This window comes from Pseudomonas sp. PDM21 (assembly GCF_014852505.2).
Classification (GTDB): domain Bacteria; phylum Pseudomonadota; class Gammaproteobacteria; order Pseudomonadales; family Pseudomonadaceae; genus Pseudomonas.
The window spans coordinates 4080134-4100657 of sequence record NZ_CM181223.1 but is presented as its reverse complement, the minus strand read 5'-3'; the positions used below and the strand labels follow the sequence as shown (position 1 = coordinate 4100657).

The following is a 20524-nucleotide window of genomic DNA, read 5'->3' as shown; positions in this document are numbered from 1 at the left end:
GTGACATGCATTCGAAACTCGCTCAACCGATGGCCCGCTGGCTGCTCCTGCTGCTCCTGGGCATGCCGTTCCTGGTCCGCGCGGCAGACGCATTGCCCTCATGGAACGACGGCCCCTCGCGGCAGGCCATTGTCGCCTTCGTCGAGGCGGTGACCCAGCAGGGCGGCAAGGACTTCGTGCCGCCGGCCGAGCGCATCGCCGTGTTCGACAACGATGGCACCCTGTGGAGCGAGCAGCCGATGTACTTCCAGGTGCTCTTCGCCCTGGACGAAGTGAAACGGCAGGCGCCGCAGCACCCTGAGTGGAAGGAGAAGCAGCCGTTCAAGGCGGTGCTCGAAGGCGACCACAAGGCCCTGGCCGACAGCGGCATGCAGGGCATCCTGGAGATAGTCGCCGCCACCCATGCGGGCGTCAGCACCGACGAGTTCATCGCCAACGCCCGCAGCTGGCTGGCCAGCGCCCGCCATCCGCGCAGCCACAAGCCCTACACCGAGATGGTGTTCCAGCCGATGCTGGAGTTGCTGGATTATCTGCGCGCCAACGGTTTCAGGACCTACATCGTTTCCGGCGGCGAAGTGGCGTTCATGCGCGCCTTCGCCGAGGAGGTCTACGGCATCCCGCCCGAACAGGTGATCGGCACCACCCTGGGCAGCCGCTTCGAGGACCGCGACGGTCAGCTGTCGATCCAGCGCCTGCCCAAGCTGGTGCACAACGACGACGGCCCCGGCAAGCCGGAGAGCATCGACAGCATCATTGGCCGTCGGCCGATCCTGGCCTTCGGCAACTCCGACGGCGACCTGCAGATGCTGCAGTGGACGACCGCGGGCAAAGGGCTGCGCTTTGCCGGCCTGGTGCATCACACCGATGAAACACGCGAGTGGGCCTACGACCGGCAGAGCAAGGTCGGGCGCCTGGACAAGGCGCTCGACATGGCAAAGAACAAGGACTGGGTAGTAGTGGACATGGCAAAGGAGTGGAAGCGGATCTATCCGTTCGACCAATAGCAAGCCAACAGGCAAACCGCAGGGACACGGGGATTTCCAGCCAGGTAGTCGGCATCTCCAGTGACGCAGTCGTGGCAAACGATGAGTAACTGGAAGGGAGAAACACCAATGAAGCGCACGGGAAGATGGATATCGCGGTTCGCCCTCGCGGCGACGGCGATAATGGGGTGCTCGATCGCCAGTGCGGCGGACAAGCCGAACATCCTGGTGATATTCGGCGACGATATCGGCCAGACCAACATCAGTGCCTACGCCTTCGGCGTGGTCGGCTACCAGACGCCGAACATCGACCGCATCGCCAAGGAAGGCATGATGTTCACCGACTACTACGCGGAGAACAGCTGCACTGCCGGCCGCTCCACTTTCATCACCGGCCAGGCGGCGCTGCGTACCGGCCTGTCCAAGGTCGGCATGCCCGGCGTGCCGGTCGGCCTGCAGGACCGCGATGTCACCATCGCCCAGGCGCTCAAGGCCCACGGCTACGCCACCGGCCAGTTCGGCAAGAACCACCTGGGCGACCGCGACGAATACCTGCCGACCAAGCACGGCTTCGACGAGTTCTTCGGCAACCTGTACCACCTCAACGCCGAGGAGGAGCCAGAGCGTCCGTACTGGCCCAAGGACGACGAGGCCTTCACCAAGGCCGCCTCGCCCCGTGGTGTGCTGAAGGCGACTGCCGACGGCAAGATCGAGGACACCGGCCCGCTGAACAAGAAGCGCATGGAGACCATCGACGACGACACCACCCAGGCTGCGATCAACTTCATGGACAAACAGGTGAAGGCGAACAAGCCGTTCTTCGTCTGGATGAACACCACACGCATGCACGCCTTCACCCACGTGCGCGAGGCCATGCAGGGGCAGAGCGGTATGCCGGGCAACGAGTACGCCGACGGCATGCTCGAGCACGACGGCGATGTCGGCAAGCTGCTCAAGGCGGTGGATGATCTGAAGATCGCTGACAACACCATCGTCGTCTACACCACCGACAACGGGCCGAACCAGTGGTCCTGGCCGGATGCGGCCACCACGCCATTCCGCAACGAGAAGAACTCCAACTGGGAGGGCGCCTACCGTGTTCCGGCGATGATCCGCTGGCCGAACCACATCAAGCCGGGCACCGTCTCCACCCAGATGTTCTCGGGGCTGGACTGGTTCCCGACCTTGCTCGCCGCAGTGGGCGATACCGACATCAAGGAACGTCTGCTCAAGGGCGCGGATGTCGGCGGCAAGAACTTCAAGGTGCACCTGGACGGCTTCAATCAGCTGGATTACCTGACTGGCAAGGCCGATAAGAGCGCCCGTAACGAGTTCTACTACTTCAGCGATGACGGCGACCTGGTGGGCATGCGCTTCGGCGACTGGAAACTGGTGTTCTGCGAGCAGCGCGCGCCGGGCGGCTTCAAGGTCTGGAGCGAGCCCTTCACCTGCCTGCGGGTGCCCAAGCTGTTCAACCTGCGGATGGACCCGTACGAGCGCGCAGACACGGTCTCCGACCAGTACTACGACTGGCTGGCGAAGAACGACTACCTGCTGTTCCAGGGCGAACGCAAGGCGGCCGCCTTCCTGCAGACCTTCGTCGAGTACCCGCCGAGCCAGAAACCGGCCAGCTTCAGCATCGAGTCGGTGCGCAAGGAAGTTGACGCGAAGATCGAAGCGAAGATGAAGCAGGGCGCCAAGTAGTGAGCGACAACCGGGGCGCCCGAATCGGGGCGCCCGACCCATCCCCCGCGATAGCCTGGCTATCGCGGGGGCTTTTCTGTCAGACAAGGTTGATTCGATGCCTTCAGCGGTCAGCTCGTCCCCGATGAACACCCGTCGCGCCACCCCGACGCAGCTCCAATCGAAAGCTGGGCTCGCGGCCTGGGTGCCGGCATTGCTGCTGTTCGCCTCGGGCGGAGCGGCGCTGGTGTTCCAGGTGTTGTGGGTCAAGCAGTTGTCCCTGGTGGTGGGGGTGGAGGTGTATGCCGTCACCACCGCAATCAGTGCCTTCTTCGCCGGGCTGGCCCTGGGCGGGTTGGCGTTCGGCCGCTTGGCGGATCGCCAGGAGCGGCCGCTGCGACTGTACGCCGGTCTGGAATTCCTGGTGGCGCTGCTGGGCGTCGCCGCCACCGTCGCGCTGGCCAATGCCGCCAGCGCCTTTGCATTTCTCGAAGAGGCGTTCGGTCCCCTGGCCTGGGCGCTTCCGTTCGTATTGGTCGGTGTGCCGGCCTTCTTCATGGGCGGTACTTTGCCGGTGCTGGTGCGCGCGCTGGAGCCCGTCGAAGGGCAGATGGGCCGCGCCGGCGGAGGCCTCTATGCGGCCAATACGGCGGGTGCCATTGCCGGCACGCTGCTGGCCGCGTTCGTGTTGCTGCCCTGGCTGGGCGTGTTGGGCAGCGCCTGCGCGGCGGCTGTATTCAATCTCTTCGCCGCCGCCGGGGCGTTGCTGATCCGCCAGCAGAGGGCCCGGGTCACGGCGCAGGACGCGCCGGCGAGCGCCCCACGCAGCCGCGCGGCACGCCTGGCCATAGCGCTTTACTGCGTTGCCGGTGGGGTTGCGCTGGGGTACGAGGTGGTCTGGACGCAATCCATCGTTCAGTTCATGAGCACCCGCACCTTCGCTTTCGCGGTGGTCCTGGCCACCTACCTCTGCGGCCTGGTACTGGGCAGCGCCCTGTATGCCCGGCGCGCCGACCGCATCCGCGATCCCTGGGGCCTGTTCGGCCTGCTCATCGCTGCAGCGGGGCTGCTGGCCATTGCGCAGATAGCCGGTCTCGGTACCTGGCTGATCGGCCTGCAGACCCGCGTCGAATGGCTGGTGATGCAAGCTGGCGGCAGCGAGCTGGCGGGCATGTGCGCGCGCTTCGCGGTGGCGGCGCTGTGCGTGGTGTTCCTGCCGACGACCCTGCTGGGTGCGGCGTTCCCCATCGCGCTGCGGCTCTCGGTGGATCGAAACCATGTTGGTCGCGATGTCGGCGTGGTGGTCGCGCTCAACACCTTGGGCGGCATCGTCGGGGTCATGCTGACGGGCTTCGTCCTCGTCCCTGGGCTGGGGCTGGTTCGAACGCTGGCAGTGCTCGGGACGCTGGCTGCCGTCATCGGCCTGCTGGCCGTCTGGTGTGGCGAGGGGGTGAGCAGGCAGCTGCGCCTTGGCGTCGCCGCCGCGGCGCTGCTGGCCGTGGCAATCGGCGCCCTGACGCCGCCGCAGCACCTGGCCGAGCTGATGCCGGGCGCGCGAAACGGGCGGATCGGGTTCTATGCCGAGGGTCGCGGCGGCACCGTGGCAGTCATCGAGCAGGGCAGGGGAGACAATCGCTTCCACCGCCTCTACATCCAGGGCGTCTCCAACACCGGCGATGCCATGCCATCGCTGCGCTACATGCGCTTGCAGGCACTGCTGCCCCTGCTGATCCATAACGGCGAGCCGCACTCGGCGCTGGTGATCGGCTTCGGCACCGGTATCACCGCCGGCGCCATGCTGCGCTACCGCGACCTGCAACATCCGGTGGTGGCCGAGCTGCTGCCGGAAGTGCTGGCCGCCGCGCCGAGCTTCAAGGGCAATTTCGACGCCCTCCACGACCCGCGCCTGGACATCCGCCTGCGTGATGGCCGCCGCGAGCTGCTGCGCAGCGCCGAGCGCTACGACATGATCACCCTGGAGCCGCCGCCGCCTTCGGCCGCAGGGGTGGTCAACCTGTATTCCCGCGACTTCTACCAACTGGCCGCCTCGCGCCTGGAGGAGGGCGGTGTGGTCGCCCAGTGGCTGCCGCTGCCGACGCAGAACGACGAGGAAAGCCGCTCGCTGGTGCGCAGCTTCATCGACGTATTCCCTTACGCCACGCTATGGACCACCGAGTTCCACGAGATGTTGCTGGTGGGCTCGCTGCAGCCGCTGCACCTGGACGTGACGAACATCCGCCAGCGCTTCGAGCAGCCGGAAGTCGCCGCCGCGCTGGGGGAGGTTGGGGTCGACTCGGTCGAAGCCCTGCTGGCCACCTGGGTCACCGACCGCGCCGGACTGGAACGTTACGCCAGCGATGCGCTGCCAGTGACCGACGATCACCCGCGCATCGAGTACGCGCCCTGGGTACGCCCGAAGGAGATCGCCCGCGTGCTGCCAACCCTGCTGGCCCTGCGCACGGCGCCCCCGCTGGAGAACGCCCTGCCTTCGGTCCAGGCCTCGGTCAACGACAACTGGTTGCGGCTGCGGCGCTTCTACGACCTGAGCCTGAGCGCCTACCGCGGCGACCGCCAGAGCTGGGCGCGGGACGCCCGGCAGGTGGCGCTGGATGATGGCGACAACCCCTATTACCGCTGGTTCCTCGGCGCCCCTTGAGGGGGCGTGGCTGGCCGACTGCGGTTCGTTGCTACTGGCAGTATTCGACCCATAGAGGAATCTGCCGGAGCGGCCAAGAACGGGGCCCATAGCGGGCCGTTCAGCGAGAGCTACACCGACTCCGGCATCACCCACGAATGTGGCAGATCGGGGAAATGACCCCACTGTGACCATGGAGCGCCGACCTGATCCGCCTGTCGCGAGGCCAGCCCCCATTCTGGAGGGTCTGGGAAACCATGCCAGGTGTTTTGGATCAGAATCAGCTCTTCGCCGTCGAAGGTCGCGTAAAAAGCGATGTCATTCGAGACGAACCAGTCGCGATCATGACCAAAGATGCCTGACGGAGGGAAATCGCTCCATGGAGCGCACGTCCAAGGGATTGGTTTCATCGCTCGCTCGTGAAAGCCTAGTTCCTGTGCGTCGACAGCCGTCCCTTCCATGTCCCAGGGGTTGGGTTCCCACTCAGGATTTATATCGTGTCGGCGGTAGATACTCATAAGAGCCATCACATAAGAGGCTGACGTGTTCGCGGGTCCGCGGTAACGATCCGCTAGCTGGCCAACGAAACTGCCATCCAAGCCGCAGAGAATCGTTCTGACCACGATTGTCGACGATTCGGGGCATTACGTCGAACGACCGCTTCTGGCCGATTGCTGCCTCCCGCAAAAGAGCTTTCCTGCCGGAATACATTGTGGTTTGTGCCTGCGTAGTGGACGCAGCGAGACGCCACCAAGAACCCGGTCTAGAACCGTTTTTAATTGCCGGCAGGAATGCGGGCTAATGCTATGCAGGTTGCGCGATTGGCGCATGACTGACGGGGTGTATCCGGAACCAGATGGAATACATCGCTGGCAGGAAGACCAGAGTCAGGACAGTTCCAGCGAAGGTACCGCCGATCAGCGTGTAAGCGAGTGCTCCCCAGAAAACAGAATGGGTGAGCGGAATGAAGGCCAGGACAGCGGCCAGTGCGGTGAGGATCACCGGTCTGGCGCGCTGTACGGTGGCTTCGACAACCGCCTGGAACGGGGCTAGCCCCTCCGCTTCGTTGTAGCGGATCTGCCCAATCAGGATGAGCGTGTTGCGCATGAGGATGCCGGACAGCGCGATCAGCCCGACCAGGGCGTTGATGCCGAAGGGTTGGTTGAAAAGAATCAGAGTGGGCACCACGCCAATCAGCCCCAGCGGGCTGGTCAGAAAGACCATGACCATCGCGGAAATCGAACGCACCTGCAGGATGATGATGATCAGCGTGGCAGCCAGCATGATCGGGAAGAGCGGCAGCATGGCTTTGCTCGCCTTGCCCGACTCTTCGATGGACCCGGCCTGTTCGATGCGATAACCGCTTGGCAGCTTCTCGATGATGGGCTGGAGCTGTTGGCTGATGGCGGTCGAGACATCCGGCGGCTGCAGGTCCTCGGCAATGTCGCCCCGTACGGTGATCGTCGGCGTGCGGTCGCGCCAGCGCATGATCGGCTCCTCCATGCGCACTTCGACATCGCCCACTTGCGATAGCGGGATGCGTTGCCCATCGGCGCCCGCCAACGTGAAGTCCATGATCCGGGTCGGGTCGAAGCGGATATCGCCGGCTGCGCGCGCCATGACTTGTACGGTACGGATGTCCTCGCGCACAGCGGTGATCGGCACCCCACTCAGCAGGAACTGCAACTGCTGTGCGACGGCGCTGGAGGTCAGGCCAACTGCCTGCAGACGGTCCTGTTGCAGAGTGAAGTGCAACGAGGGTACGCGGGTACCCCAATCGGTATTGACCGTCCGCATCATCGGACTGGCCTCCATGACTTGCTGCACGTCGGCCGCTATTTCGCGAAGCTTGTCAGGGTTCGGCCCGGTCACTCGGTACGCAACCGGGTAGGGAGAGTACGGGCCAAAGACCAGTTGCGAGACCCGAACCCGCGCCTCGTTGGCCAGCCCGTCGGCGATTGCCTGGCGCAGCCGAAGTTTCAGGGCTTCGCGCTCGTCCTGGTTGTCGGTGCGCACCACGATCTTGGCGAAGGATGGATCCGGCAGTTCCGGCCCCATGGCCATGAAGAAGCGGGGTGCGCCCTGGCCTATGTACGCCGTGACGATCCTGGCCTCCTTCTGCTGAGCCAGCCAGGCTTCCACCTTCTCGGTGGCCGCGCTGGTCTGGGCAATGGAGGTGCCATAGGGCATCTGCACCTCCACCAGCACTTCGGGGCGATCGGAGATAGGGAAGAACTGCTTCTTGACCACGCCCATCCCGACGATCGCCATTGCGAACAGCCCGACTACCGCACCGGCGACCTTCCACTTGTGAGCGATGACCTGACCGAGCAGCTGGCGAAAGAGGTTGTAGCGCGGGGTGTCGTAGATGGCGTCATGGCCGCCCTCGACCTTCTTGAAGTCGGGCAGCAACTTGACCCCGAAATAGGGCGTGAACACCACGGCAACCAGCCACGAAGCGATCAGCGCGATACCGACAATCCAGAACATGTTGCTGGTGTATTCGCCCGCCGTGGATCGGGCAAAGCCATTGGGCATGAAGCCTACAGCGGTGACCAATGTGCCGGACAACATTGGAGCTGCTGTGTGGCTCCAGGCATACGCGGACGCTTGGACGCGGCTGAAGCCTTCTTCCATCTTCACCACCATCATCTCGATGGCGATGATGGCATCGTCCACCAGCAATCCCAGGGCGAGAATCAGGGAGCCCAGGGTGATGCGGTCAAAGTTCTTGCCCGTTGCGGCCATGACGACGAAGACGATCGCCAACGTCAACGGCACGGCGACAGCCACCACGATACCCACGCGCCATCCCATGCTGATGAAACTCACCAACATGACCACCAGCAGCGCGACGAAAAACTTGATCATGAACTCGTCGACCGAGGCGCTGATATTGACGGCCTGATCCGTGACCTTGGTGAGGTTCATGCCCAGCGGCAGCTCGCCGTTGATGGCGCTCACCTCGTCGTTCAGGGCCTTTCCGAGGTCGAGGCCATTCCAGCCCTCGCGCATGACGATGCCCAGGAGCAGGGCCGGCTCGCCGCCATTGCGAATCAGGAAGGTCGCCGGGTCTTCGTAGCCGCGCCTGACGGTGGCGACATCCGACAGCTTCAGCGTGCGACCTTGCGCAATCACCGGCGTGTCGCGGATTTTCTGCAACTCATCGAAGGCGCCGTCCATTCGCAGGAAGACCTGCGGCCCCCTGGTTTCAACCGAACCTGCCGGCGTAAGTGCATTCTGCCCATGGAGCGCGGCGAACACTTCCTGCGGACCGATGCCCAGGGTCGCCAAGCGCTCATGAGACAGCTCGACGAAGATGCGCTCGGCCTGCTCACCGATGATGTTGACCTTCTTCACGCCGGGCACGTGCAGCAAGCGCTGGCGCAGCGATTCCGCATCGCGCACGAGGAGGCGTTGCGGCTCGCCTTTGGCCTTGAGCGCAAACAGGGCGAAGGTGACGTCCGAGTACTCGTCGTTGACCAGCGGGCCGATGACGCCTTCGGGCAGGGTCTTCGCCTCGTCACTGATCTTCTTGCGGGCCTGGTAAAACTCCTCGGGGACCTCCGAAGGCGGGGTGCTGTCGAGCAGCGACAGGGTGGTGAACGCCAGCCCTGGCCGCGTATAGGTCTCGCTGCGGTCGTACCAACGCAGCTCCTGCAAGCGCTTCTCGATCTTCTCTGCGACCTGGCCGTGCATCTCCTGGGCGGTCGCGCCGGGCCAGGCCGTCACAATGGTCATCACCTTGACCGTGAACGCCGGATCCTCCGCCCGCCCCAGTTTGAAGAACGCGACAAGGCCCGCCAAAGAGATGAGGCAAACCATGAACAGGGTGATGGAGCGCTCGCGCACCGCAAGCGCCGACAGGTTGAAGCGGCCTCCACTCATCGCGAGGCACCCTCGACTGCAGCAACCTCGGCCTGACCCGCCACCCGCACCTGCTGCCCTTCGCGCAGCAAGTGCGCGCCAAGCGCAACGATCCGGTCGTCGTGCTTGAGCGCGCCGCTGATGCGTGCATGCTCATCATCGAGGCTCAGCACCCTGACAGACCGCCAGGACACTTTTACCGGGTTGCCTTGAATGACCCACACGCCCGGGCCTTTGCCTTCGTCGTACAGCGCGCCAATCGGAATCTGCAGATCGTTCTGCGCCTGCTCCTGCGCCATGCCCGTCGCGATCTGAACGGTGATAGTGGTGCCAAGCGGTGCCTGGGCCAGTTCACCATCGAGCACATACCGCGCCTCGAAAGTACGAGTCAGCCGATCGGCGACATCCGAGAGCTGGCGGAGGCTGGTCACGACACTGACGTTGTCTTTGCCGAACAGCGTGGCGCGGGCAGATGAACCAACCGCTGGACGCAAGGTTTCCGGCAGCTGGACAACCGCTTCACGAGGCCCGGCATGGGCCACCCGAACAACAAGCTGCCCGGCGCTCACAACCTGGCCAGGCTCGACGAGCGTCTCCATGACGACGCCGTCGGCGTCCGCCAGCAAGTCGGCGTACCCGGTCGCATTGGCGGCGACCTCGGCTTGAGCCTCGGCCGCGCTGAGTTGTGCTCGCGCCGTGTCCGCTGCGGCTTTGTACTGGGCATAGGCAGATGCCGATACCGCGCCGGTTCCGCGCAGGGTTCGGTAGCGCGCCTCATCTTCACTTGCTTGTTTCGCTAGCGCCCGGGCAGCGGCCACTGCTTCGCGCTGCGCATGGGCAGCGAGCTTCAAATCGACCGGATCGAGACGGAGCAGGACCTGGCCGCGCTTGACCGATTGGCCGGTATCGACGAGCCGTTCCAGCACCTTTCCGGAGACACGAAAGCCCAAGTCGCTCTGGACTCGTGCCGCAACAATGCCGGTGAACGAGCGCGGTGCGGGCACTGCGGACTGGGGAACGGCAACCCGCACCAGGGGGGCGTCAGTACGTGGGTCGTTAGGCGCTTTTTCGCCGCAGGCGATCAGCGCGATCGGGGTTACACCGATGAGAGTGGACAGAAGGAGGCTGCGCCGACGCATGAGGAGCCCATCGCAAGGAGGTAGGGAACCTCACTTTGTCTCTAGTGACCAATTTAGTCAATGGTCACAATCATTGCGGCGACAAACTACGGAGCACCAGGCTGGATAACAGGACGGGAGCTTCGTCGGTGGAGTCGAGGCTGTATTGCAGAAGTAGCGGGTTGAAATACGGGCGCATAACCAGGTGGACCGCCTTTGTGGCTTCATCGAGCGGGGTCTTGCGCTCGAAGTCGCCGCTCTGCCGACCTTGCTGCAGGATGTCCTGGATGATCTCCTCGATGAGATTTTCATACTCGAAAGTCACCTGCCAGCGTTCGGAAGCTGCGGACACGACAATTTCGTAGAGCTTACGGTCGTGAAACAGCAAGCGCAGGCATGCCTCCACAAGAGCCTTAAACATGCGGCGCAGCTTCTCTGGCGGCCGATCAGCCTCGCTGACAGCGGCCCGGACCTCGGACTCTATTTGGCTAATGCAATTCGAGCAGATCATTTCGCCAATGGCCTGCTTGGACTCGAAGAACTTGTAGATGTAGGCCTTGGAAAATCCGATCGACTTGGCGAGGTCGGAAACGGTGGTTTTTTCGTAGCCATAGCGGCTGAAGTGCTCGGTGGCTGCGGCCACGATCTGATCGCGCACCTCATGATCCGCTGGCCCACGGGTGGTTGTTTTTGCTGTGCGTGTCTTGTTCATGCGCCATAGCCTACATAGCCGTCAGGGGATGGACAACTTGTGACCAAAATGTATTATGGTCACAATCGCCCGGATTTCCTCCGGCAATGAAGAAGGCCATACCTGCCAGGCACCTCTATATCGCGATGATCAGCCGGCAATCCGTGCAGGTGGCCTTCTTCAGCAGCCTGGGCTGATCGAGTTTGTTGGAGTATTCCAACATGCAACGAGCCGATCGCGTAGCTAAGAAGGGGGAACGCAAATTCCGGCGCCCATCCATCCACAACGCGGAGCCCATCACCATGAATGACGTCATCATCATCGGCGGCAGCTTTGCCGGCCTTGCCGCCGCCCTGCAGCTTGGCCGAGCCCGCCGCAACGTCACCGTTCTCGATACCGGCCTGCCACGCAATCGCTTCGCCGGCCACTCGCACGGTCTGCTCGGCCACGATCACAAGCCACCGTTGGATATCCTGGCCGAGGCGCGACAGCAGCTGACGCGTTATCCCACGATTAGGCTCGTCAACGCCCGGGCCGACAGCATCTCCGGCACCATCGATGATTTCTCCGTCTTCACTGGTGAAGGCGAAAGCCTTGGTGCGCGCCGCCTGATCCTGAGCTATGGCATCACCGACCAGATGCCTGACGTTCCGGGCTTTGCCGAAAGCTGGGGCACGTCCATCGTGCCCTGTCCCTATTGCGACGGCTTTGAAGTCGCCGGCCAGCATTGGGGCCTCGTCTGGTCCGGCCCGCAGTCGCACCAATCTGTCAGGCTGTTCGGCGACTGGACTGACAAGTTGACTGTCTTTGCCGATGGTCATGACATTGCGCCCGATATCCAGGCCGATCTGGCGTGCCGAAACATCCCTGTCATCGATGGCCGGATCGTCGAGATCGCCCATCAAAAGGGGCACAGCACCACCGTCAATCTCGATACCCGCCGCAATGTCGCGGTCGACATCCTGTTCGCCCATCCGCGCAACAGGCCGTCCGCAGGCCTGCATGAAGCGCTTTGCCTCGCCACGGTCGAGACTCCCACCGGTATTGTCCTCAAGGTCGACGAGCGCCGCCAAACCAGCACGCCCGGCATCTATGCCGCCGGCGATCTCATGACACCCTTCTTGCCATCGGTCACCCAGGCATCATCGCAGGGCGCGATGGCGGGAATCTTTGCCCAGCAGTCGATGTTGGTCTGAGAGCACAGGTTCCCTTATCTGATTGCGTCATAGCCTTGGAGGCTGGCCTATAAGCCCTGACGAGGGCGGAATGCTTACCAAATTGCAGAGCCAGGGTTACGAAATCTTTCTCTTCCTCAACAGCTACTATCTCATCGTTCGCTCTTGGCAATAGTTGCCGTTGGAGAGAGGCCGCTACCGACCCATAGCGGACGGTCGCGCGTCGATGCACTCTTGGCTCGGCCACTCAGGATTCAAAGCAGGCGTGTGACATCCCCTACCTCGACCCTCGCACACCTGATAACACCACCTAGCCCCCATATGGACGCAACATTCACTTCGATGGACTGGTTCTCCAAGACAGTAAATTCAATCAAATCAATGACATTCTGGTGATTGAAATCCTCAAGAGACAGGTATTGCAGATCGCTGAACAAGAATTCAATCAGGACGCTCCTGATACAGACCATTTCGTAGTCTGCGGTCCCTGCACCGACCTCTTTGTACTGGCGAACGTTGACGCAGAGCCGTGCTGACGTGGCAACCGGATGGCCAGCCATGGCCCTGGTGGCAGACACCGAAATCACTTCCGCATCATGAAAGCCAGGCCAGTAGCCCAGCGCTTCGATTACTTTCTCGGTGTGTTGAACGCAACCTGGGCTTTCCATAAGAGGCTTTCCTTGAGAACGATGCTGCAGTCTAACCAATGCAGAACGGGTGCCCCAATTCGCTTTGGGCAGGCGGAAGCAGCTTTGGGCTCCTAATCCGAAAGGCAGTCACTGGTTATAAACGGAGAAAGTCGAATGTCCGCTTCTGGCCGGTTGCTGCCCATGGCGAGAGGCCGCTACCGCCCCATAGCGCCCCTGCCGTGCCTATAAAGCACAAATCTCGGGCCCTCGAACTCAACTGCTGCCCGAGTTGATTTGCCTGGCTTCCTGCGGGCTTTGTCCACACCACTCCTTGAACGCGCGGGTGAATGCACTGTGCTCCGAGTAGCCCAGCAGCATGGCGATATCCACGATCTGCAGACGTGGGTCGCGCAGATAGGAGAGGGCGAGCTCATGGCGGACCAGGTTCAGCTCTCTGCGAAAGCTGGTGCCAGCTTCCTGCAAACGGCGCTGCAGCGTGCGGGAGGAAAGATGCAGTTCACTGCCAATCCGTTCGACGTTCGGCTCGCCATGGCGCAGGGATCGGCTTATGGCCTTGCGCGTCTGCTCCACGATTTCATCCTGCCGGGGTAACTGCTCCAGCAGGTGTTCAGCATGCTGCTCCAGAATGGAGACCAGCGCCGGATCAGGACTCTTCAACGGCAGTTCGAGCAGTTTCCTGGAAAAGCGCAGGACAGCCTCTGCCTGACCAAAGCGAACCGGGCAGCCGAAGAAGGCCTCGTAGGGACGACTGTCGGCAGGACCGGGATGATTGAAGTCGATTCGAAGCGGTTTAGCGATGCCCCGAACCAGAGCGCGGCAGAACTGCACCATGGCAACGGTGCCCGTCTCGCTCACCAACGGTCCAGGTTGGTATTGGCCGGTATCCCAGACCAGCTCGAACCAGTCCGTACCTTCGCGGCGGCTCATCGGGATAACGTCGAACACCAGGCGCAGATAGCGCTCCAGGCGTTGCAGCGCGGTTTCAAGATTTCCGCAGGCGAGCAGTACCGATCCGAGTACGCCAAGGTGCCGGGCGGTGATGGTCTGGCCCACATGGAGGCCAAGCAATGGATCGCCCAGTAACGCCGATGCCGTCCTGAGCAGATAGTCCCAGCGTTCTACGTCGATTCCACCGGTACTTCCGGAGGCAGATGCGGGCCAAGGCTCGCCAAGTGCCCGTTCCGGGTCATGCCCGAAGGATTCCAGATATTCGTAGAGCAGTTGCACGTAAGTTTCGGGCACCACACGCCGGTACAGAGGCTGGCTCATCGGACTTGCTCTTATTGTTTGGCGCAAAGTGTCAAGCCGCTAGACGGGTAGCGTCAAGCCGCAGTTCCCAGCGTTTCCGAGAATGGCCGCCACCCGCCATTCCAATGGATACCGCCCATGAGCAAGATCACTGAACTCCTGGCCCCCACGACAAGGAGCTTCCTTTCCGGGGGCGTTCAGTGTGTGGCCGATCTCTACCATCCACCAGGTTCCGGCCCTTCACCCGTGGTGGTCATGGCGCACGGGCTGGGTGGCACCCGCAGGATGCGGCTTCCCGCATTCGCGGAGCGCTTCGCTGCGGCGGGTTATGCCTGCCTGGTGTTCGACTACCGCCACTTCGGCGACAGCGAGGGCGAGCCCCGCCAGTTGCTCGATATCCAGCGTCAGCTCGAGGATTGGAAGGCGGCCATTGCCTATGCCCGCCGCCTCGATGGTGTCGATGCCGAGCGGGTCGTTCTCTGGGGGACTTCCTTCGGTGGCGGGCACGTGCTGGCTGCCGCAGCCGAGGATGGCAAGGTCGCCGGTGTCATTTCCCAGTGCCCCTTCACCGACGGGCTGGCTTCGAGCCTTGCCACGCAACCACTGGTGTCGCTCAAGCTCACCGTGCTGGCTGTGGCAGACCGAGTGGGTTCCTGGCTGGGAGCTCGGCCAATTCTGGTTCCCCTGGCCGGTCGGCCGGGTGATACGGCGTTCATGACCTCGCCTGATTCGTGGGATGGATATCACGCGCTGATTGCGCCGGGAGCACGGGTCCGCAACGAGGTAACGGCACGCTTCGCTCTGGACATCATCCGCTACTACCCCGGCCGCAAAGCGGCCCAAATCCTGGCTCCCGTGCTGTTCAGCGTCTGCGATCCAGACAGCGTGGCACCCGCGAAGCAGACGCTGCGCCACGCCGAGCGGGCGCCTCGGCATGAGATACAGCGCTATCCGCACGGGCATTTCGCGATCTACGTCGGCAAGGCCTTCGAGCAGGTGGTACGCGACCAGCTCGACTTCCTCCAGCGCAATGTGCCAGTCACTTCAGTCGTGAAGGCGCATGTGTGAGCGACAAACTCAACCCTCATGCCAGTTCCGTTATCCGCCAAGAGAAGGTTTATTCATGAAGCGCTACTCATTGAACGGTCGTGTCATCGCCATCACGGGAGCCACTGGTGGCCTCGGTCGAGCTGCTGCGCAAGCCCTTCGCGCCAAGGGAGCGAAGCTGGTGCTGCTGGACCTCGATCTGGACGGTCTGAATGCACTGGCGGCCGCCCTGGGTGGTCCGGAGGTTGCCGCCGGCTGGGTGGCCAACGTGCGCTCGATCGAAAGTCTGGAAATCGCCATGAATGAGGCCGCACGGCACTTCGGCGGAATCGACGTGGTGATCGCCGGGGCCGGCATTGGCTCGCCCGAGAGCCTGGAAGCGATCACGCCTACCAGCTTCGAACGCCATATCGATATCAACCTTAACGGTGTCTGGCGTACCTTCCGGGCCGCGCTGCCTTATGTGAAGCCGCGCCAGGGATATCTGCTGGCCATTTCGTCAATGGCGGCGTTCGTGCATTCGCCGCTCAACGCCCACTATACCGCCAGCAAGGCCGGGGTCTGGGCCATGTGCAACAGCGCGCGCCTGGAGTTGCGGTCGCAGGGCGTCGGTGTCGGTTCGCTTCATCCCACGTTCTTCCAGACGCCCATGATGGACGCGGTCGTCGACGGTCCTTGCAGCACACTGGTGTGGAACAACCACCAAGGCATCTGGAGGTTCGTCTCGCTGGAGCAGGTGGTGAACGCCCTGGTCGACTGCATCGAGCGTCGGCGAGACCTGGTAACGGTTCCGGGCAGTAACAGCCTGGTAGCTAAGGCTCCTGGATTGTTCCGCAGGCTCATCGAGCGAATCGGCTTCGACGCTGGAAGAGTCGATGAGGCGGTGCAGTTTTCCCGTGGCGGAAACGCGTCCTGATGCTCTCGCAGTCGGTCTTTTCAAAGGTGTACCAAATGAGAGATCGACTGCTGATACTTCGGTTGGTGCTAAGCCGGCCAATGCCCGCTTCCGCCTGTGATATCGCGCGCGATGCACCCTGGTCCTTCACCGATGTGGAGGACGAATCATGACCACACCCAAAGCGAAAGCCCGCGAACCTTGGAACAAGGGCAAACTCGTCGGGCAAAAAGCGCCGCTAAGACTCAGGGATATCTGGGCTATAAGGGTGCGATTGGAAATCGCAAACAAGGATCGTGATCTGGCGCTGTTCAACCTGGCCATCGACAGCAAGCTACGAGCCTGCGATTTAACGAAGCTGCGCGTCAGAGACATAGCTCATGGTGATCATGTATCGACGCGCGCGATCGTGATGCAGCAGAAGACCCAGCGACCGGTGCAGTTCGAAATCACCGCTCAGACAAGAGCATCGGTTGAAGCTTGGATCCGCGCAGCTCACCGTCGCAACGACGACTTTCTTTTTCCCAGCCGTGCTCGACGCTCAGCTCACCTATCGACAAGGCAGTACGCCCGCATTGTTAAAGGCTGGGTAACCACGATAGGTCTCGACCCCACGCTATACGGAACTCATACGCTTCGTAGAACCAAAGCATCGCTGATCTATCGCAGAACGAAAAACCTGAGAGCAGTGCAGTTGCTGCTCGGTCATACGAAGCTGGAGAGCACTGTTAGGTATTTGGGGATTGAGGTAGATGACGCTCTGGAGATGGCGGAGCAGACTGAGGTTTGACTAAGTTCCCACGTTGGCGCCGGACTTCGAGCCGGCGCCTCCTGCGGCAGCTAGCGACCCATAGCGGACGCACGCAGGCGGCTCGCCCAGGGCGGCGTTGGTATATGCCCGCTTCTGGCGGGAAACGGACGTCCGCAATGTGACCTGCTGTAGCCAGAGTTCACCTGCTCAGCCCAACTGCCCTAGTCTCCCTAATTCCACCAGCGTCTCGACAACGCACTTGACCTTCGGCCGCAAATGGGCCGCCCTTGGCCAGACCGCATGGACGTCGATCAGATCCTGGGTGAATTCATCCAGTACTGTCACCAGACGCCCTTCGGTGATGTGTTCTCGTACCAGTGACTCCGGAATCTGGCACAGCCCCAGACCGGCAAGCGTTGCGTCGACAATCGCATCTCCGTCACCGAGCTGGTGCGTCGCCGGAGGGCTGAATCGTTGTGCCGCCCCCTCGATTGAAACCCGCCAGGATAAGGGCTGGTCGCGCCGATACCCTACGATACCCTGATGAAGCTCGAGGTCATCGAGAGTGACCGGGGTGCCGCGCTTTTCGAGGTACTTCGGCGCACCGCAGATCACCCAACGCTGACTGGTCAAGCGGCGTGCGATCAATTCAGTCGAGTCCTTCGGCTCCCCGAAACGGATCGCCAGGTCAACGCCTTCCTCGATCGGATCAATGAGGTGATCGGCAAATGTCATCGTGAAATGTAGATCGGGATACCGACACCCGATCTCCAGCAGAATCGGCATCATGACCTTGCGTCCGAAGACCACCGGCATGTCGATGCGCAGGCGACCGGATGGACTCATGGCACGGGCCCCCAGGCTGTTCTCGGCGGCGCCTATTTCCTCCAGGGCAGCGGAGCAGGCCGCGAAGTAAGCCTGACCGTCGGCAGACAATGTCACTCGCCGCGTCGTACGGAGAAACAGCTTTACCCCCAACCGCTCTTCCAGGCGGGCAATCGACTTGCCGACCGCAGATTTGGACACGCCCAACTGCGCAGCGGCGTCCGTGAAGCTGTGTGCGCGAGCCGCCACCACGAAGGTGGTGATTCCGCTCAACGATTCGATGGGGAGCATGGGAAGTCTCTGTAGACCTGAAGTCTACATAGTGACAATAAGTAGCGCGTTTATCGAGCTGAAAGTCATCCATAGAATCTCGAGCACGCGCTGGCCGGCTCTCCATCACCTGGTCGGCTCTCACTCGTTTATGGAGACACTATCAATGCCCCTCGCTATCTGGGCCCTCGCGATCGGAACGTTCGGGATCGGCACCACCGAGTTCGTCATCGCCGGGTTGTTGCCGCAAATGGCGGCCGAATATGGCATCACCATCCCACAAGCCGGGTACCTGGCGACCTCCTATGCACTGGGCGTCTTTCTCGGCGCACCGTTGTTGATCATTCTGGGCGGACAGCTGCCGCGTAAACGGATGCTCGCGATCCTGATGGTTCTCTTCGTCCTGGGAAATCTCATGACGGCCGCCGCGACGAGTTTCCCAATGGCACTGCTCGGCCGAGTGATTACCTCGCTGACCCACGGGGCCTTCATTGGTATAGGTTCGATCCTCGCCGCTGAACTGGTAGCTCCCAACAAACGGGTCAGCGCGATTGCCTTCATGTTTTCGGGTATGGCGCTGGCCACCCTGCTCGGTGTGCCTGCCGGCACCTGGTTGAGCCAGTTCATTTCCTGGCGGGCGACGTTCTACGCTATCACCGCTATCGGCATCATCGGCTTGCTAGCGGTGGTCTACATGATTCCCGATGTCGGCGGGAGCAAAGGTGCAAACGTTCGTCAGGAGCTGGCAGCGTTCAAGAACTCCAGGGTACTGCTGGCAATGGGTATCACCGTTCTCGGCCCAGCTTCGTTCTTCACCTCAATCACCTACATTGCGCCCATGATGACGGAAGTCGCCGGCTTCTCTGAGTCCGCAGTTGTATGGCTGATGATGGCCTTCGGCATCGGTCTGTTTGCCGGGAATTCTCTCGGCGGGCGCTTTGCCGATCGCTCACTGATGCCGCTGCTCTACATCACACTGCTCGCTCAGGCGATCGTCCTGTTCGTCTTCGCGTATACCGCTCACAGCCAGTGGATGTCCGTTTTGTGCATTGCGCTGATGGCGGGCTTTGGCTTCGCCACCGTGTCGCCCATTCAGAAGCTGGTTCTGGATAAGGCAGCGGCTGCGGGCGCTCCTACCCTTGCCGCCGCTGTGAACATCGGCCTCTTCAACCTGGGCAATGCCATCGGCGCCTGGGTAGGGGGCTGGGTGATCAGCGCGGGTTTCGGCCTGGTTGCCCCGAATTGGGCCGGCGGACTGTTGTCCCTCGGCGCTCTGGCACTGGCCCTGGTATCTGGCGCACTCGACAGGCGCGAAGCCATGGGCCTTCCGCAGCAGGCTTGAGCGAGGATTAGCGAGGGCCTTCGGCAGAGGGAGAGTGCTCTTTACTACTGAACAAGTGTTCAGCTATAAGGGTGTTCCTGAGCTCATGGCGCGCCGAGCGTCGGCGGAACACCACAGCTTTCTTCCCCAAGGGCGGTTAACTCCGCCTTTTCCCAGCTCTTCGCTGAACCGGAGTGCCCATGCGTAACCAGCTCTTCAGAACTCGCATTACCGAGATGCTCGGGATCCCTCATCCCATTCTTTGTGGCGGTATGGGGCCTGGGGTGTCAGACGCCAACTATGTCGCGTCGGTGGTCAACGCAGGCGGGATGGGATTTGTGGTTGCTGCCGGCTTCCCCGATCTGGAGGAATTCCGCGAACAGCTTCGTCGGTGTCGCAGCCTCACCTCGGGCAAAGGGTTCGGGGTGAATCTCTACCTTTCTGGCCTGGCCGGCGCAACCGAGCGCTTGCGTCAGCAGATGAGGATTCTTGCCGAGGAAGAAGTCCTCTGTGTCGAGACATCGGGTGGTAGCCCGGAAGCTGTTCTACCGGCGCTGCAGGAAGCGGGCATCAAGGTTCTGCACAAGGTTCCGGCGGTTCGCTACGCGCGCTCAGCCGCGCGTCTTGGCGTGGATGCGGTGATCGTCGTTGGCAACGACTGCGGCGGCCATCCAGGAACCTACGGCATCAGCAGCATGGTTCAAGCCGCCCATGCACCGAAAGAGGTTTCCATCCCGGTGGTTATCGGTGGAGGGATCGGCACCGGAAGCCAACTGGCGGCGACGCTGCTGATGGGGGGCGATGCTGTCCTGATGGGGTCGCGAATGCTGGTAGCCGAGGAACTGTGGATTCACCGCCAGTACCAGGAACGACTGGTTGCGAGCGATGGCACAGAAAGCATCATCGTGAAGACCGGCCTGCGGCAACATCACCGAGTCCTCAACAATGACAGCGCCAAGGCTGTCGCCGCATTGGACGCAGCGGGAGCGAGCGATTTCGAAAGCTATCGCCCTCACGTCATGGGCACGCTGACCACCCAAGCCTACAAGACAGGGGATAGCCGCCAAGGCATGCTCGATTACGGCCCATCGATCGTATTTGCCGACGCCGTGCAAAGCGTGGAAGCCATTTTTGATTCGATGCTCGATGATGCGCGCCATGCGATGCGGCGCCTCGAAGGTCTGCGTTGCAATGGGTGAGCGAACACATCTCCAATCTGGGGTTTCAAGCTGCCAAGGAGTGGCGGCAGAATCCGACCCATTGCTGCCGTTCGTGGTGGTAAAGACCAAGCAGTAGCAGCCCCACGTAATCACCATCCAGGAGAGGTCTCGCTGGGGCCAAAAAGCACTACGCGGAGTTCCTCCT

At 62.2% G+C, this 20524-nt stretch carries 16 protein-coding genes; 9 read left to right on the top strand and 7 right to left on the bottom strand.

Translation table 11 applies throughout. The features are described 5' to 3' along the window. Positions 1-5 precede the first annotated feature (5 nt). The 3 genes from IB275_RS18660 (at position 6) to IB275_RS18650 (ending at position 5322) form a co-directional block, all read left to right on the top strand. On the top strand, positions 6-1004 hold the full coding sequence (locus tag IB275_RS18660) for an HAD family hydrolase (protein WP_192294857.1): 999 nt from the start codon (positions 6-8) through the stop codon (positions 1002-1004). Between the two features lie 108 nt (positions 1005-1112). Continuing rightward, the gene (locus tag IB275_RS18655; protein ID WP_192294856.1) at positions 1113-2687 is read left to right on the top strand and encodes an arylsulfatase; all 1575 of its coding nucleotides are present in this window, start codon (positions 1113-1115) and stop codon (positions 2685-2687) included. A gap of 97 nt (positions 2688-2784) precedes the next feature. Then, positions 2785-5322, top strand: a complete 2538-nt coding sequence (locus IB275_RS18650; protein ID WP_192294855.1) for a fused MFS/spermidine synthase — start codon at positions 2785-2787, stop codon at positions 5320-5322. A 110-nt stretch (positions 5323-5432) separates the two neighbouring features. Here IB275_RS18650 and IB275_RS18645 read toward each other — a convergent pair whose 3' ends face one another. From IB275_RS18645 to IB275_RS18630, 4 genes are all read right to left on the bottom strand, one after another. Further along, positions 5433-5711 (bottom strand): hypothetical protein, encoded by a 279-nt coding sequence (locus IB275_RS18645; protein ID WP_192294854.1) that lies wholly within the window; start codon positions 5709-5711, stop codon positions 5433-5435. Between the two features lie 394 nt (positions 5712-6105). After that, complete coding sequence (locus tag IB275_RS18640; protein WP_192294853.1) at positions 6106-9189, bottom strand: efflux RND transporter permease subunit; 3084 nt, start codon at positions 9187-9189, stop codon at positions 6106-6108. Continuing rightward, positions 9186-10307 carry an efflux RND transporter periplasmic adaptor subunit gene (locus IB275_RS18635; RefSeq protein WP_192294852.1) on the bottom strand — a complete coding sequence of 374 codons (1122 nt, stop codon included), beginning with the start codon at positions 10305-10307 and terminating at the stop codon, positions 9186-9188. Before IB275_RS18635 ends, IB275_RS18640 begins: the two co-directional genes overlap by 4 nt. A 70-nt stretch (positions 10308-10377) precedes the next feature. Next, the gene (locus IB275_RS18630) at positions 10378-10998 is read right to left on the bottom strand and encodes a TetR/AcrR family transcriptional regulator (RefSeq protein ID WP_192294851.1); all 621 of its coding nucleotides are present in this window, start codon (positions 10996-10998) and stop codon (positions 10378-10380) included. A gap of 281 nt (positions 10999-11279) precedes the next feature. Between IB275_RS18630 and IB275_RS18625 the strand changes: the two genes are divergently transcribed. Beyond that, the gene (locus IB275_RS18625) at positions 11280-12173 is read left to right on the top strand and encodes an NAD(P)/FAD-dependent oxidoreductase (protein ID WP_192294850.1); all 894 of its coding nucleotides are present in this window, start codon (positions 11280-11282) and stop codon (positions 12171-12173) included. 233 nt (positions 12174-12406) lie between these two features. Here the strand turns inward: IB275_RS18625 and IB275_RS18620 are convergent, their stop codons facing one another. Together IB275_RS18620 and IB275_RS18615 are read right to left on the bottom strand one after the other, a co-directional pair. Then, on the bottom strand, positions 12407-12820 hold the full coding sequence (locus IB275_RS18620) for an Imm50 family immunity protein (protein ID WP_192291629.1): 414 nt from the start codon (positions 12818-12820) through the stop codon (positions 12407-12409). Positions 12821-13054: 234 nt separating this feature from the next. Further along, complete coding sequence (locus IB275_RS18615) at positions 13055-14071, bottom strand: AraC family transcriptional regulator (protein ID WP_192294845.1); 1017 nt, start codon at positions 14069-14071, stop codon at positions 13055-13057. Positions 14072-14188: 117 nt separating this feature from the next. Between IB275_RS18615 and IB275_RS18610 the strand changes: the two genes are divergently transcribed. The 3 genes from IB275_RS18610 to IB275_RS18600 all read left to right on the top strand — a co-directional run bounded on the left by IB275_RS18610 (position 14189) and on the right by IB275_RS18600 (position 16782). Beyond that, a complete protein-coding gene (locus tag IB275_RS18610) occupies positions 14189-15118 on the top strand; it encodes an alpha/beta hydrolase (RefSeq protein ID WP_192294844.1) in 930 nt (309 codons plus the stop codon). 55 nt (positions 15119-15173) lie between these two features. Then, a complete protein-coding gene (locus tag IB275_RS18605) occupies positions 15174-16013 on the top strand; it encodes an SDR family NAD(P)-dependent oxidoreductase (RefSeq protein ID WP_192294843.1) in 840 nt (279 codons plus the stop codon). 148 nt (positions 16014-16161) lie between these two features. Then, on the top strand, positions 16162-16782 hold the full coding sequence (locus tag IB275_RS18600) for a tyrosine-type recombinase/integrase (protein WP_192294842.1): 621 nt from the start codon (positions 16162-16164) through the stop codon (positions 16780-16782). Between the two features lie 168 nt (positions 16783-16950). On the opposite strand, the gene IB275_RS18595 is transcribed toward IB275_RS18600, so the two are convergent. Then, on the bottom strand, positions 16951-17859 hold the full coding sequence (locus tag IB275_RS18595; RefSeq protein WP_151188431.1) for a LysR family transcriptional regulator: 909 nt from the start codon (positions 17857-17859) through the stop codon (positions 16951-16953). A 145-nt stretch (positions 17860-18004) separates the two neighbouring features. On the opposite strand from IB275_RS18595, the gene IB275_RS18590 reads away from it, so the two are divergent. Both IB275_RS18590 and IB275_RS18585 read left to right on the top strand, forming a co-directional pair. After that, positions 18005-19180, top strand: coding sequence for an MFS transporter (locus tag IB275_RS18590; RefSeq protein ID WP_192294841.1), 1176 nt, complete (start codon positions 18005-18007; stop codon positions 19178-19180). A 179-nt stretch (positions 19181-19359) separates the two neighbouring features. Then, a complete protein-coding gene (locus IB275_RS18585; protein WP_192294840.1) occupies positions 19360-20358 on the top strand; it encodes an NAD(P)H-dependent flavin oxidoreductase in 999 nt (332 codons plus the stop codon). Positions 20359-20524 lie beyond the last annotated feature (166 nt).